Below are 14,476 nucleotides of genomic sequence, written 5' to 3'. Positions count from 1 at the left end.
GGCGGAAGATCTTCCGGTCTTCGCCCGTCAGAAAAATGAAATAGTCGTCTCACGATCCGGACCAGGGATAGAAACTCCGGTCCGGTGAGTGAGACTGGTTCAACCGTAGAAGGTAAAGGAAACGAGGTCGGATGATGCGTACGCGTCCGCTGAAGGTGGCGCTGCTGGGCTGTGGAGTGGTCGGCTCAGAGGTGGCGCGCATCATGACGACGCACGCCGACGACCTCGCCGCCCGGATCGGCGCCCCCGTGGAGCTCGCCGGAGTCGCCGTGCGACGCCCCGACAAGGTCCGTGAGGGCATCCCGCGCGAGCTCATCACCACCGACGCCACCGCGCTCGTCAAACGCGGCGACATCGACGTCGTCGTGGAGGTCATCGGCGGCATCGAGCCCGCCCGCTCCCTCATCACCACCGCCTTCGAGCACGGCGCCTCGGTCGTCTCCGCCAACAAGGCCCTCCTCGCCCAGGACGGCGCCGACCTGCACGCCGCGGCCGAGTCCCACGGCAAGGACCTCTACTACGAGGCCGCCGTCGCCGGCGCCATCCCGCTGATCCGGCCGCTGCGCGAGTCGCTGGCCGGTGACAAGGTCAACCGCGTCCTCGGCATCGTCAACGGCACGACGAACTTCATCCTCGACAAGATGGACTCGACCGGCGCCGGCTACCAGGAGGCCCTCGACGAGGCCACCGCCCTCGGGTACGCGGAAGCCGACCCCACCGCCGACGTCGAGGCCTTCGACGCCGCCGCCAAGGCGGCCATCCTCGCCGGAATCGCCTTCCACACGCGCGTGCGTCTCGACGACGTCTACCGCGAGGGCATGACCGAGGTGACCGCGGCCGACTTCGCCTCCGCCAGGGGGATGGGCTGCACCATCAAGCTGCTCGCCATCTGCGAGCGGGCCGGGGACGGCCGGTCCGTCACCGCGCGCGTGCATCCCGCGATGATTCCGCTGACCCACCCGCTCGCCTCGGTGCGCGGCGCGTACAACGCCGTCTTCGTCGAGTCCGACGCCTCCGGCCAGCTCATGTTCTACGGCCCCGGCGCGGGCGGCGCCCCGACCGCCTCCGCCGTGCTCGGCGACCTCGTCGCCGTCTGCCGCAACCGGCTCAGCGGCACCACCGGACCCGGCGAGTCCGCCTACGCCGACCTGACCGTCTCGGGCATGGGCGAGGTCGTCACGCGGTACCACATCAGCCTTGACGTCGCCGACAAACCAGGCGTTCTCGCCCAGGTGGCGACCGTCTTCGCCGAGCACGGTGTCTCCATCGACACGGTTCGGCAGCAGGGTAAGGACGGTGAGGCGTCGCTCGTCGTCGTGACCCACCGTGCGTCCGACGCGGCCCTCGGCGGCACCGTCGAGGCGCTGCGCAAGCTCGACACCGTGCGTGGTGTCGCCAGCATCATGCGGGTTGAAGGAGAGTAACCAGCAATGACCCACCAGTGGCGCGGAATCATCGAGGAGTACCGGGACCGGCTGCCCGTCTCCGCCACCACGCCGGTCGTGACGCTCCGTGAGGGCGGCACGCCGCTCGTGCCCGCGCAGGTGCTCTCCGAGCGCACGGGCTGCGAGGTCCACCTCAAGGTGGAGGGCGCGAACCCGACGGGGTCCTTCAAGGACCGCGGCATGACCATGGCCATCACGCGGGCCAAGGAGGAGGGCGCCAAGGCGGTCATCTGCGCCTCCACCGGCAACACGTCGGCCTCCGCGGCCGCCTACGCGGTGCGCGCGGGTATGGTTTCGGCCGTTCTCGTGCCGCAGGGCAAGATCGCGCTCGGCAAGATGGGCCAGGCGCTGGTGCACGGCGCGAAGATCCTCCAGGTCGACGGGAACTTCGACGACTGCCTCACGCTGGCCCGCGCGCTCAGCGACAACTACCCCGTGGCGCTGGTCAATTCGGTCAACCCGGTACGTATCGAGGGCCAGAAGACGGCTGCCTTCGAGATCGTCGACATGCTCGGCGACGCCCCCGACATCCACGTCCTGCCGGTCGGCAACGCGGGCAACATCACCGCGTACTGGAAGGGTTACACCGAGTACGCCGCCGACGGTGTCTCGAAGCGGACCCCGCGCATGTGGGGTTTCCAGGCGTCCGGTTCCGCGCCCATCGTGCGCGGCGAGGTCGTCAAGGACCCGTCGACGATCGCCACCGCGATCCGCATCGGCAACCCCGCCTCCTGGCAGCTCGCGCTCGCGGCCCGGGACGAGTCCGGTGGCTTCATCGACGAGGTGACGGACCGTGAGATCCTGCGCGCCTACCGGCTGTTGGCCGCCCAGGAGGGCGTCTTCGTGGAGCCGGCGTCCGCCGCGTCCGTCGCCGGTCTGCTCAAGGCCGCCGAGCAGGGCAAGGTCGACCCGGGCCAGCGGATCGTGTGCACCGTCACCGGCAACGGCCTGAAGGACCCCGACTGGGCGGTCGCGGGCGCCCCGCAGCCCGTCACCGTCCCGGTCGACGCGGCCACGGCGGCCGAGCGGCTGGGTCTGGCCTGATCAGCGCGGCACGGGGGTGCACAGGGGGCTTACGACACGCATCGTGCGCCTCCTGTGCGCCCTATGTCGCCACTGAACCTTCCTTCGATAGGCTGTACCGAACCCGCCCGCCGCATATGCCCGAGCATCCGGCGGGGCGCCGCGCCGTCTCCACGGCCCGAGGGTCATCCCGTACGTATCGAATGTCTTCGACAATCACGCAGCTCAAGGAGAGTCATCGAGCGATGGCCGGTCCAGCCTTCCGCGCCGCCGCCGTCCGGGTGCGCGTTCCCGCCACCAGCGCCAACCTCGGTCCGGGCTTCGACGCCCTCGGCCTGTCGCTGGGGCTGTACGACGACGTGGTCGTCCGGGTGGCCGACTCCGGGCTGCACATCGACATCGCGGGCGAGGGCAGCGAAACGCTCCCGCGCGACGAGAAGCACCTGCTCGTACGGTCCCTGCGCACCGCCTTCGACCTGCTCGGCGGACAGCCGCGCGGCCTGGAGATCGTGTGCGCCAACCGCATCCCGCACGGCCGCGGCCTCGGCTCCTCCTCCGCCGCCATCTGCGCCGGCATCGTCGCCGCGCGCGCCGTGACCATAGGCGGTGAGTCCCGGCTCGACGACGCGGCCCTGCTGGAGCTCGCCACCGAGATCGAGGGCCACCCCGACAATGTCGCGGCCTGTCTGCTCGGCGGTTTCACGCTCTCCTGGATGGAGTCCGGCGCCGCCCGGGCGATCAGGATGGAACCCGCCGATTCCATCGTTCCGGTGGTTTTCGTACCCGGGAAGCCGGTCCTCACCGAGACCGCGCGGGGCCTTCTCCCGCGCACCGTGCCCCATGTCGACGCCGCCGCCAACGCGGGCCGTGCCGCCCTGCTCGTCGAGGCCCTCACCCGGCGCCCCGAACTGCTGCTGCCCGCCACCGAGGACCGTCTGCACCAGGAGTACCGCGCCCCGGCCATGCCGGAGAGCGCCGCACTGGTGGAGCGGCTGCGGGCCGACGGAGTCCCGGCGGTCATCTCGGGAGCGGGACCGACCGTGCTCGCGCTGGCCGACGGCGACAGCGCCGACAAGGTGGCTCATCTGGCGGGCGAAGGATGGGCCGCGAACCGGCTCGACCTCGACGCCCGGGGAGCGAGCGTGCTGCCGCTCGCGCCCTCCGGTGACTTGTGAAAGCGCACGGTTGCCGGATTTCGAGAGGGGGAATGTTTGTTGGATCCGGTAGTGTTAATCTCAAGTCTGCACCCGACCCCACCATGGCGAGGTGCTTTGTGTCCCCGTCCGGGACAGACATTCTTCCGGGAGCCTCCCAAGCCGCACTGTGTTCCGTACGACGTACGCGGGCGCTGAGCGACTCGCCGGGCACGCTCCGGAACCGGTGCGACCAAGCCACGTGACACGGACACTCAGTGCCACGGCTCTGGGAAGCGCCATCACCGATATTTCTTCCGCCGCTTTGGGCGGACCACCGCCCCGGCCGGTCCACGAAATGGACCACAGCCGGACAGCACAACCGGTCGCCGAGCCAGACAGGCCGACGTCCGCTCCAGGGAAGGACCCTTCGTGAGCGACACCACCGATCTGATGGGCGCACGTGTCGAGGAGACCGCTGCCGCGCCCGCCACGGACGCCTCCGCGCCTGCCACCGGTGCCGGCTCCCGGCGGCGCCGCGGTACCGGCCTCGAGGGCATGGTGCTGGCCGAGCTGCAGCAGGTCGCATCCGGCCTCGGCATCAGGGGCACCGCGCGTATGCGCAAGAGCCAGCTGATCGAGGTCATCAAGGAAGCGCAGGCGGGAGGAGGTGCCGCGGCCCCCAAGGCCGACGCCACCGAGACCAAGCCCAAGCGCCGGGCCACTTCCAAGGCCCGTACCGGCGACGACGCGCCCGCCAAGAAGGCGGCGAAGGCCGAGGCGCCCGCCGAGCAGGCCGTAGCGCAGCAGCAGATCGAGATCCTCGGCCAGCCGGCCTCCGACGACGCTCCCGCGGAGCGCCGTCGCCGCCGTGCCACCGCCGAGGCCGGCGCCCCCGTGGCCGCCGCGCCCGAGACGGTCGCCGCCGAGGCCAAGAGCGAGCCGAAGGCCGAGACCCCGGCGCAGCCGCAGGGCGACGCCGGTGACGGCGGCGAGGGCCGCCGCCGCGACCGCCGTGAGCGCGGCCGGGACCGCGACCGCGGCGACCGTGGTGGTGACCGCGGCGACCGCGGTGGTGACCGCGGTGACCGTCGCAAGGGTGACGACCAGCAGGGCGGCCAGCGCGGCCAGCAGCAGGGTCAGCAGCAGCAGGGCGGCGGCCGTCAGGACCGTGACCGTGACCGCCAGCAGCAGCAGGACGACGACGACTTCGAGGGCGGCCGTCGTGGCCGTCGCGGGCGTTACCGCGACCGCCGTGGCCGTCGTGGCCGCGACGAGATGGGCAGCGCCCAGGAGCCGCAGATCAACGAGGACGACGTCCTGATCCCCGTCGCGGGCATCCTCGACATCCTCGACAACTACGCCTTCATCCGCACGTCGGGCTACCTCCCGGGCCCCAACGACGTGTACGTCTCCCTCGCCCAGGTCCGCAAGAACGGCCTGCGCAAGGGTGACCACGTCACCGGTGCCGTGCGCCAGCCGAAGGAAGGCGAGCGCCGCGAGAAGTTCAACGCGCTGGTCCGCCTCGACTCCGTCAACGGCATGGCGCCCGAACACGGCCGTGGCCGCCCGGAGTTCAACAAGCTCACCCCGCTGTACCCGCAGGACCGGCTCCGTCTGGAGACCGACCCGGGCATCCTCACCACCCGCATCATCGACCTCGTCGCGCCGATCGGTAAGGGCCAGCGCGGTCTGATCGTGGCCCCGCCGAAGACCGGCAAGACCATGATCATGCAGGCGATCGCCAACGCGATCACGCACAACAACCCCGAGTGCCACCTGATGGTCGTCCTCGTCGACGAGCGTCCGGAAGAGGTCACCGACATGCAGCGGTCGGTGAAGGGCGAGGTCATCTCCTCGACCTTCGACCGCCCGGCCGAGGACCACACCACGGTCGCCGAGCTGGCCATCGAGCGTGCCAAGCGTCTGGTGGAGCTGGGCCACGACGTCGTCGTGCTGCTCGACTCGATCACGCGTCTGGGCCGTGCGTACAACCTCGCCGCCCCCGCCTCCGGCCGCATCCTGTCCGGTGGTGTCGACTCCACCGCGCTGTACCCGCCGAAGCGCTTCTTCGGTGCGGCGCGCAACATCGAGGACGGTGGCTCGCTCACCATCCTGGCGACGGCTCTCGTCGACACCGGGTCCCGCATGGACGAGGTGATCTTCGAGGAGTTCAAGGGCACGGGCAATGCCGAGCTGAAGCTCGACCGCAAGCTCGCGGACAAGCGGATCTTCCCGGCGGTGGACGTCGACGCGTCCGGTACCCGTAAGGAAGAGATCCTGCTCGCCCCCGACGAGCTGGCCATCGTCTGGAAGCTGCGCCGGGTGCTGCACGCGCTCGACCAGCAGCAGGCGGTGGAGCTGCTGCTCGACAAGATGAAGCAGACGAAGTCGAACGCCGAGTTCCTGATGCAGATCCAGAAGACGACGCCGACGCCCGGCAACGGTGACTAGTCGCCGCTGAGTCGTAGCGAAGAGGGCCGCCCTTGGTTCAAGGGCGGCCCTCTTCGCTGTTGTCCCCCCGGGGTACGATCGCGCTCTTCGAACTTGTGATCCCTAGGGGGGACATTCGTGGGTACACCCATGTCCGGGGGCGGGCGGCACAGACGCCGGCTGCGGATCGCCCTGCCCGTCGCGGCCGCCGGTGTCGCCGCGGCCGTCGCCGGCGCGCTGCTGACCTCGTCCGCGGGGGCCGCCTCCGCGCAGCCGAACCCGCCGGCCATGCCGAGCGCCGGCTCTGCCTCGCCCGCCGAGCTGGAGCAGCGCGTCCTGGGCGCCGCCGCCCACGAGGACACCGCCGGCGTCTCGTCGGCCAAGTCGTCGTACAGCGGCTCCGGCACGGTCGACGCGAAGATCATCGGTGGCACCACGACCACCATCACGAACGCGCCGTGGATGGCCCAGCTCTGGTACCAGGACGAGACGAACGGCGTCTACTTCTTCTGCGGCGGCACGGTCGTCTCGCCGACGAAGATCCTCACCGCCGCGCACTGCGTCCAGGGCTACAACTGGAAGGCGTACGGAGCCGTCGTCACCGGCGCCACCCAGCTCCCCGACGACGACCTGAACGGCGGCACCGCCACCGCCGTCCACCGCCAGTGGAACCACCCCTCCTACAGCTCGCGGACGATCGACAACGACATCGCGGTGCTCACCCTGGCCCAGCCGGTCAAGGCCACCCCGATCCGGATGGCGACGTCCACCGAGACCGCCGCCTACGCGGCCGGCACCAGCGCCAAGGTCTACGGCTGGGGCCGCACCACCTCCACCGACCAGAACGTCTCCCAGACGCTGAAGACGGCCACCCTGCCGATCCAGTCCGACGCCACCTGCGCCGCCTACTACGGCGCCGACTTCGTCAAGGGCCACATGGTCTGCGCGGGCAAGCCCGCCAGCGGCAGCGACAGCGGCACCACTACCGCCTGCAACGGCGACTCCGGCGGCCCGCTGATCGTCAACAACCGCATCGTGGGCGTCGTCTCCTGGGGCGTGCAGGACTGTGTCGCCAAGGGCGCCTACAGCGTCTTCGCCAAGGTGAGGACCTACGTCGGCGCGACCTACCCGCGCGTGGACGACACCAACCTGAGCGGGGACCACAGGGCCGACCTGTGGGTGCGCAACGCCTCCACCAAGACCGGCTACGAGAAGGACTCCCAGGGCACCTCCTTCGGCGCCCGTGAGTCCTGGGGCAACTGGGGCGCCTACAACGTCGTCCTCCAGAACGACCTGAACCGGGACGGCTACCAGGACCTCCTGGTCCGCCGGGGCTCCGACGGCGACGTCTTCTGGAAGCACTGGGTGCCCGTGAGCGGCTCCTGGGCCACCACGAAGGTCGCCGACAACTGGAAGACCCGCACCCGCATCGTCACCCCCGGCGATGTCACCGGCGACTACCTGCCCGACCTGCTGTCCGTGGACTCCGCCGGGAAGCTGTGGCTCTACCCGGGCAAGGGCAACGGCACCTTCGCCGGCCGCGTCCAGGTCGGCAGCGGCACCGGCTGGAGCCAGTACGACGTCCTGGTCGGCCACGGTGACTTCTCGGGCGACGGCCGGACCGACCTGATCGCGCGCACCCGCAGCAACGGCGCCGTGTACGTGTACAAGGGCACCGGATCGGCCTCGGCGCCGTTCTCGTCCCGGGTGAAGGTGCGTACCTGGAGCACCTCGACGTACAACAAGGTCGCCACCGTCGGCGACGTCACCGGCGACGGCCGGGCCGATCTGCTGGCCCGCACCCCCGGCGGCACGCTCTACCTGTACAAGGGCACCGGCAAGGCCACCAGCGAGATCTTCGCCACAAGGATCTCCGTGGGCACCGATTTCAAGCAGTACGACATCTTCGCCTGAAACCGCAGGTGACAGGCGTCCGCCCGGATCGCCGCGGTACGCACTGTGGCCACCTTTTCACAGGGTGGCCACGGTGCGTCGTGCAACCCTTTCCCGAGTTTCGCCGTCTGACCTGGCGGAGCGACGATGGTGCGGTACGGGTCTTCTGCAGACCACGCCTGACCCTGAAAGCAGGGGGTAACCGACCGGACGAGAACCGAGGAGCACATGTCCGCCGAGAGCACGCCGGAGTCCGGCATAGCGGGTGACACCGCCGCGGACGGCCCGGGCCCCCGCGCCAGGGGCCACCGCCGCAAGCCCCGCGAGAAGCGCCCCAGGAGCCTGATGATCATGGCCTGGACCGCCGCGGGCATCGTCGTCCTGGGCGGCACCGGAGCCGGCTTCCTGTACTTCAAGCTCAACGGCAACATCAACAGCGTCGACATCGACCAGGTCCTCGGCACCGACCGCCCGGAGAAGGCCGACAACGGCTCCGAGAACATCCTGGTGCTCGGCTCCGACACCCGCTCCGGCAGCAACCAGGACCTGGGCGGCGGCGCCGACGACGGCAGCGCCCGCTCCGACACCGCGATGATCGTGCACGTGTACAAGGGCCACCAGAAGGCCAGCGTGGTCTCCATCCCGCGGGACACCCTCATCGACCGCCCCGAGTGCACCGACGCCGACGGCGGCACCCACGACGCCGCGAGCGGCGTGATGTTCAACTCGGCGTACACCACCGGCGGCGCGGCCTGCGCGGTCAAGACCGTCGAGTCGATCACCGACCTGCGCATGGACCACTACCTGGAGGTCGACTTCAGCGGCTTCCAGAAGCTGGTCGACGACCTCGGCGGCGTGGACATCACCACCACCGAGGACATCAAGGACCCCGACAGCCATCTGGACCTGAAGGCCGGCACCCACACGCTCACCGGCGAGCAGGCGCTCGGCCTGGTGCGCACCCGGCACGGCGTCGGCGACGGCTCGGACCTCGGCCGGATCCAGCTCCAGCAGGCCTTCATCAAGGCGCTGATCAACCAGGTCAGGGAGGTCGGCGTCTTCACCAACCCGAAGAAGCTGTACGACCTGGCCGACACCGCGACCAGGACCATCACCACCGACTCCGACCTGGGCTCGGTCAACAACCTCATGTCCTTCGCCAACGGCCTCAAGGGCATCAGCGCCTCGGACATGACGATGGTCACCATGCCCGTCCAGTACGACACGGCCGACGCCAACCGCGTCCTGGTGGACGAGAAGAAGGCGAAGCTGGTCTGGAAGGCCCTGAAGAAGGACCAGGCGATTCCCGAGGCGGCCACGGAAGGTACGGCCACCGGCCAGGCCAAGGACGTCGTGAGCGCCGGCTAGGGGCGCGGGGAACCGCGCGACCAGCCCCCACGGACCCGCGGGGAATACACAGCAGCCACCCCTCGTTTTGGGGGATGGCCCCAGTCCTGGCAGACTGGTACGTCGGCTCCGGTTCACGCCTCCGCATCCCGCGGCTGCGACCCGGCGCCCTCCCGAAACTAGGAGACACCTTGAAGCGCGACATCCACCCCGAGTACGTCGAGACGCAGGTCAGCTGCACCTGTGGCGCGTCGTTCACCACCCGTAGCACGATCTCCAGCGGCACCGTCCGTGCCGAGGTCTGCTCCGAGTGCCACCCGTTCTACACGGGCAAGCAGAAGATCCTCGACACCGGTGGCCGTGTGGCCCGCTTCGAGGCCCGCTTCGGCAAGGCTGCCGGCTCCAAGAAGTAGCGAGCCCCATTTCGCCGGTCCGCGGCCGCGCCCTCCACAGGCGTGCCGGGACCGGCGTTTTTGGTCGTCCGCCCTTCACCCACGTACGTACAGGAGCCCAGAGATGTTCGAGGCCGTCGAGGAACTCGTCGTCGAGCACGCCGACCTGGAGAAGAAGCTCTCCGACCCGTCGGTCCACTCCGACCAGGCCAACGCGCGCAAGCTGAACAAGCGCTACGCCGAGCTCACCCCGATCGTCGCCACGTACCGCTCCTGGAAGCAGACCGGCGACGACATGGAGACCGCGCGCGAACTGGCCGCCGACGACCCGGAGTTCGCCGCCGAGGTCAAGGAGCTGGACAAGCAGCGCGAGGAGCTGACGGAGAAGCTGCGGCTGCTGCTGGTCCCGCGCGACCCGAGTGACGACAAGGACGTCATCCTGGAGATCAAGGCGGGCGCCGGCGGTGACGAGTCCGCGCTCTTCGCGGGCGATCTGCTGCGCATGTACCTGCGCTACGCCGAGCGCGTCGGCTGGAAGACCGAGATCATCGACGCCACCGAGTCCGAGCTGGGCGGCTACAAGGACGTCCAGGTCGCCGTGAAGACCAAGGGCGGCCAGGGCGCCACCGAGCCCGGCCAGGGCGTGTGGGCGCGGCTGAAGTACGAGGGCGGCGTGCACCGCGTGCAGCGCGTCCCGGCGACCGAGTCCCAGGGCCGTATCCACACCTCCGCGGCCGGTGTGCTGGTCACGCCCGAGGCGGAGGAGGTCGACGTCGAGATCAACCCCAACGACCTGCGGATCGACGTGTACCGCTCCTCCGGCCCCGGCGGGCAGTCCGTCAACACCACGGACTCCGCCGTGCGCATCACGCACCTCCCCACCGGAGTGGTCGCATCCTGCCAGAACGAGAAGAGCCAGCTGCAGAACAAGGAGCAGGCACTGCGTATCCTGCGCTCCAGGCTGCTCGCCGCGGCGCAGGAGGAGGCGGAGAAGGAAGCCGCCGACGCCCGCCGCAGCCAGGTCCGCACCGTCGACCGCTCCGAGAAGATCCGTACGTACAACTTCCCGGAGAATCGCCTCTCGGACCACCGCGTCGGCTTCAAGGCGTACAACCTGGACCAGGTCCTGGACGGCGACCTCGACGCGGTGATCCAGGCCTGCGTCGACGCGGACTCGGCCGCCAAGCTCGCAGCCGCGTAAGGCACGGAGACCTGAGGACCGGAGGACGAGCGTGAACCTGCTGCTCGCGGAGGTGGCACAGGCCACCCAGCGGCTCGCCGACGCCGGCGTGCCCTCGCCGCGCAACGACGCGGAGGAGCTCGCCGCGTTCGTGCACGGCGTGAAGCGCGGCGAGCTGCACTCGGTGCGGGACGCCGACTTCGACGCCCGGTACTGGGAGGTCATCGCCCGCCGTGAGCAGCGCGAGCCGCTCCAGCACATCACCGGCCGCGCCTTCTTCCGCTACCTGGAACTCCAGGTCGGCCCCGGCGTCTTCGTGCCCCGCCCCGAGACCGAGTCGGTCGTCGGCTGGGCCATAGACGCCGTACGCGCCATGGACGTCGTGGAACCGCTGATCGTCGACCTGTGCACGGGCTCGGGCGCCATCGCGCTCGCCCTCGCCCAGGAGGTCCCGCGCTCCCGGGTGCACGCCGTGGAGCTGTCCGAGGACGCCCTGCGGTGGACCCGCAAGAACATGGAGGGGTCCCGCGTCGACCTGCGTCAGGGCAACGCCCTCGACGCCTTCCCCGACCTGGACGGCCAGGTCGACCTGGTCATCTCCAATCCGCCGTACATCCCCCTCACCGAGTGGGAGTACGTGGCGCCCGAGGCACGCGACTACGATCCCGAACTCGCCCTGTTCTCCGGGGAGGACGGCCTCGAACTCATCCGCGGCCTGGAGCGCACCGCGCACCGGCTGCTGCGCCCCGGGGGCGTCGTCGTCATCGAGCACGCCGACACCCAGGGCGGCCAGGTGCCGTGGATCTTCACCGAGGAGCGGGGCTGGGCCGACGCGGCCGATCACCCGGACCTCAACAACCGGCCGCGCTTCGCCACCGCCCGCAAGGCGCTGCCGTGAGCACCCCCATGACCCATCAGCAGTACGTGTACGAGGAGGCCCGCTAGACATGGCACGGCGATACGACACCAATGACGCGACCGACCGCACGACCGGTCTGCGTGAGGCCGCGTCCGCCGTCCGCCGTGGCGAGCTCGTGGTCCTCCCGACCGACACGGTGTACGGCATCGGCGCCGACGCGTTCTCCAAGGAGGCCGTGGGCGATCTGCTGGACGCCAAGGGCCGGGGCCGCAACATGCCCACCCCCGTCCTCATCGGCTCCCCGAACACCCTGCACGGCCTGGTCACCGACTTCTCCGAGCTGGCCTGGGAGCTGGTCGACGCGTTCTGGCCGGGCGCGCTCACGCTGGTCGCCAGGCACCAGCCGTCCCTCCAGTGGGACCTGGGCGACACCCGCGGCACCGTCGCCGTGCGGATGCCGCTGCACCCGGTGGCGATCGAGCTGCTGACGGACGTCGGCCCGATGGCGGTCTCCTCGGCGAACCTGACCGGGCACCCGGCGCCGGAGGACTGCGACGCGGCCCAGGGCATGCTCGGCGACTCCGTCTCCGTGTACCTCGACGGCGGGCCCACGCCCGGCAACATCCCGTCGTCGATCGTCGACGTCACCCGTGAGGTGCCGCTGCTGCTGCGCGAGGGCGCCCTCTCGCCGGACGAGCTGCGCAAGGTCGTACCCGACCTCGAGGTGGCGAATTGACAGCCCCTGACGCGGGGCGTGGCATAGGCAACGGGGAAGAGACCACCACCTTCGGCCTCCCGAGGGACAGCTTCCGTATCCTCCACGTCAGCACCGGCAACGTGTGCCGCTCGCCGATCACCGAGCGGCTGACCCGTCATGCCCTCGCGGACCGGCTCGGCGACCCGTCGTGGGGCGGGCTGATCGTGGAGAGCGCGGGCACCTGGGGCCATGAGGGCGCGCCCATGGAGGCCAACGCGGAGACCGTCCTCGCCGACTTCGGCGCCGACCCCTCCGGCTTCGTCGGACGGGAGCTCCTCGACGACCATGTGATCCGCGCGGACCTGGTGCTGACCGCGACCCGCGACCACCGGGCGCAGGTCGTCTCGATGGGCCACTCGGCGGGGCTGCGCACCTTCACCCTGAAGGAGTTCACCCGCCTGGTGCGGGCCATCGACCCGGCGACCCTGCCCCCGCTGGAGGACGGCGTCGTCGCCCGCGCCCGCGCCCTGGTCCGCGCCGCGGCCGCGCTGCGCGGATGGCTGCTGGCCCCGACGGCGGAGGCCGACGAGGTCTTCGACCCCTACGGCGCCCCCCTGCCGTTCTTCCGCTCCATCGGGGACGAGATACACGAGGCCCTGGACCCGGTGGTCACCGCGCTGACCGGAGTGCCCGCGCGGACGTGAGCGAGCGGGCGGCGAACACCGGGCCTACATTGGTGCTACGTCACCGTCGACGCCCCGGAGCCCACCATGTCGGTCACCCCTGTCCTAGAGGCCGATGTCCTGCGTCGGCAGGATCCCGAGCTGGCGGAGATCCTGCTCGGTGAACGGGAGCGGCAGGCGACCACCCTGCAGCTGATCGCCGCCGAGAACTTCACCTCGCCGGCCGTGCTGGCCGCGCTCGGCTCCCCCCTCGCCAACAAGTACGCCGAGGGCTACCCCGGCGCCCGGCACCACGGCGGCTGCGAGATCATCGACGTCGCCGAGCGGATCGCCGTGGACCGCGCCAAGGCGCTGTTCGGCGCCGAGCACGCCAACGTGCAGTCCCACTCCGGCTCTTCGGCCGTCCTCGCCGCCTACGCCGCCCTGCTGCGCCCCGGCGACACCGTCCTCGCCCTCGGCCTGCCCTACGGCGGCCATCTCACCCACGGTTCGCCCGCCAACTTCTCCGGCCGCTGGTTCGACTTCGTCCCCTACGGCGTCGACGCCGAGACCGGGCTCCTCGACCACGACCAGGTGCGCGCCCTCGCGCGCGGCCACCGGCCCAAGGCGATCGTGTGCGGCTCCATCGCCTACCCCCGGCACATCGACTACGCCTTCTTCCGCGAGGTCGCCGACGAGGTCGGCGCCTATCTCATCGCCGACGCCGCCCACCCCATCGGACTCGTCGCCGGGGGAGCGGCGCCCAGCCCGGTGCCGTACGCCGACATCGTGTGCGCCGTCACCCACAAGGTGCTGCGCGGACCGCGCGGCGGGATGATCCTGTGCGGCGCGGAGCTCGCCGAGCGGGTCGACCGGGCCGTGTTCCCCTTCACCCAGGGCGGCGCGCAGATGCACACCATCGCCGCCAAGGCCGTCGCGTTCGGCGAGGCGGCAACACCGGCCTTCACCGCGTACGCCCATCAGGTGGTCGCCAACGCGCGAGCGCTCGCGGCCGGTCTCGCCGCCGAGGGCCTCGTCGTCACCACCGGCGGCACCGACACCCACCTGATCACCGCCGACCCCGCCCCGCTCGGCGCCGACGGCCGCACCGCCCGCGGTCTGCTCGCCGCGGCCGGGATCGTCCTGGACTGCTGCGCCCTGCCGCACGGCGACTCCCGCGGCCTGCGCCTGGGCACGGCTGCGGTGACCACCCAGGGCATGGGGGAGAAGGAGATGGCCCGGATCGCCGCCCTGCTGGCGGGGGTGGTGCGCGGGGAGTCGGACGTCGTGCGCACGCGGGCCGAAGTGCGGGAGCTGGCCGGGGGATTTCCGCCGTATCCGGGCTGAGCCGGGGTAGACGCACTCGTGTGCACAGGCTCACGTGCAACCATCGTCGCTACCCGGAAGTCCCC

The 14,476-nt window shown here is 70.8% G+C and carries 12 protein-coding genes; all 12 read left to right on the top strand.

Going from position 1 to position 14,476, the window contains the following annotated elements; all coding sequences use genetic code 11:
* Positions 1-131 precede the first annotated feature (131 nt).
* The 12 genes from ACWD1Z_RS00445 to ACWD1Z_RS00390 all read left to right on the top strand — a co-directional run bounded on the left by ACWD1Z_RS00445 (position 132) and on the right by ACWD1Z_RS00390 (position 14,411).
* Entirely contained in the window at positions 132-1,424 is a 1,293-nt protein-coding gene (locus tag ACWD1Z_RS00445) for a homoserine dehydrogenase (RefSeq protein WP_451114257.1), read from the top strand.
* Positions 1,425-1,430: 6 nt separating this feature from the next.
* Complete coding sequence (gene thrC, locus ACWD1Z_RS00440; RefSeq protein WP_451114255.1) at positions 1,431-2,489, top strand: threonine synthase; 1,059 nt, start codon at positions 1,431-1,433, stop codon at positions 2,487-2,489.
* A gap of 224 nt (positions 2,490-2,713) precedes the next feature.
* Positions 2,714-3,643, top strand: coding sequence for a homoserine kinase (gene thrB / locus ACWD1Z_RS00435; protein WP_451114253.1), 930 nt, complete (start codon positions 2,714-2,716; stop codon positions 3,641-3,643).
* 390 nt (positions 3,644-4,033) lie between these two features.
* Positions 4,034-6,055 carry a transcription termination factor Rho gene (gene rho / locus ACWD1Z_RS00430; protein ID WP_451114251.1) on the top strand — a complete coding sequence of 674 codons (2,022 nt, stop codon included), beginning with the start codon at positions 4,034-4,036 and terminating at the stop codon, positions 6,053-6,055.
* 129 nt (positions 6,056-6,184) lie between these two features.
* Complete coding sequence (locus ACWD1Z_RS00425; RefSeq protein WP_451115418.1) at positions 6,185-7,948, top strand: trypsin-like serine protease; 1,764 nt, start codon at positions 6,185-6,187, stop codon at positions 7,946-7,948.
* A 207-nt stretch (positions 7,949-8,155) separates the two neighbouring features.
* A complete protein-coding gene (locus ACWD1Z_RS00420; protein WP_451114249.1) occupies positions 8,156-9,295 on the top strand; it encodes an LCP family protein in 1,140 nt (379 codons plus the stop codon).
* 170 nt (positions 9,296-9,465) lie between these two features.
* Entirely contained in the window at positions 9,466-9,687 is a 222-nt protein-coding gene (gene rpmE, locus ACWD1Z_RS00415) for a 50S ribosomal protein L31 (RefSeq protein WP_016438250.1), read from the top strand.
* A gap of 103 nt (positions 9,688-9,790) precedes the next feature.
* Positions 9,791-10,867, top strand: coding sequence for a peptide chain release factor 1 (gene prfA, locus ACWD1Z_RS00410; RefSeq protein WP_451114247.1), 1,077 nt, complete (start codon positions 9,791-9,793; stop codon positions 10,865-10,867).
* A 31-nt stretch (positions 10,868-10,898) separates the two neighbouring features.
* On the top strand, positions 10,899-11,744 hold the full coding sequence (prmC, locus tag ACWD1Z_RS00405) for a peptide chain release factor N(5)-glutamine methyltransferase (protein ID WP_328873844.1): 846 nt from the start codon (positions 10,899-10,901) through the stop codon (positions 11,742-11,744).
* Positions 11,745-11,793: 49 nt separating this feature from the next.
* Positions 11,794-12,441 carry an L-threonylcarbamoyladenylate synthase gene (locus ACWD1Z_RS00400; protein WP_383312239.1) on the top strand — a complete coding sequence of 216 codons (648 nt, stop codon included), beginning with the start codon at positions 11,794-11,796 and terminating at the stop codon, positions 12,439-12,441.
* Positions 12,438-13,106 carry an arsenate reductase/protein-tyrosine-phosphatase family protein gene (locus ACWD1Z_RS00395; RefSeq protein WP_351980094.1) on the top strand — a complete coding sequence of 223 codons (669 nt, stop codon included), beginning with the start codon at positions 12,438-12,440 and terminating at the stop codon, positions 13,104-13,106. The genes ACWD1Z_RS00400 and ACWD1Z_RS00395 overlap by 4 nt, the downstream gene beginning before the upstream one ends.
* Before the next feature lie 66 nt (positions 13,107-13,172).
* On the top strand, positions 13,173-14,411 hold the full coding sequence (locus tag ACWD1Z_RS00390) for a serine hydroxymethyltransferase (RefSeq protein ID WP_451114244.1): 1,239 nt from the start codon (positions 13,173-13,175) through the stop codon (positions 14,409-14,411).
* Positions 14,412-14,476 lie beyond the last annotated feature (65 nt).

This window comes from Streptomyces sp. NPDC002784 (assembly GCF_053592135.1).
Note: the sequence above shows the minus strand (reverse complement) of the source record. Positions and strands in the feature narration are given on the sequence as shown.

What these genes read in the sequence shown, in the direction of transcription:
- ACWD1Z_RS00445 (WP_451114257.1), top strand. Translation starts at nt 132, where the DNA reads ATGATGCGTACGCGTCCGCTGAAGGTGGCGCTGCTGGGCTGTGGAGTG.
- thrC (WP_451114255.1), top strand. Translation starts at nt 1,431, where the DNA reads ATGACCCACCAGTGGCGCGGAATCATCGAGGAGTACCGGGACCGGCTG.
- thrB (WP_451114253.1), top strand. Translation starts at nt 2,714, where the DNA reads ATGGCCGGTCCAGCCTTCCGCGCCGCCGCCGTCCGGGTGCGCGTTCCC.
- ACWD1Z_RS00425 (WP_451115418.1), top strand. Translation starts at nt 6,185, where the DNA reads ATGTCCGGGGGCGGGCGGCACAGACGCCGGCTGCGGATCGCCCTGCCC.
- ACWD1Z_RS00420 (WP_451114249.1), top strand. Translation starts at nt 8,156, where the DNA reads ATGTCCGCCGAGAGCACGCCGGAGTCCGGCATAGCGGGTGACACCGCC.
- prfA (WP_451114247.1), top strand. Translation starts at nt 9,791, where the DNA reads ATGTTCGAGGCCGTCGAGGAACTCGTCGTCGAGCACGCCGACCTGGAG.
- ACWD1Z_RS00400 (WP_383312239.1), top strand. Translation starts at nt 11,794, where the DNA reads ATGGCACGGCGATACGACACCAATGACGCGACCGACCGCACGACCGGT.
- ACWD1Z_RS00390 (WP_451114244.1), top strand. Translation starts at nt 13,173, where the DNA reads ATGTCGGTCACCCCTGTCCTAGAGGCCGATGTCCTGCGTCGGCAGGAT.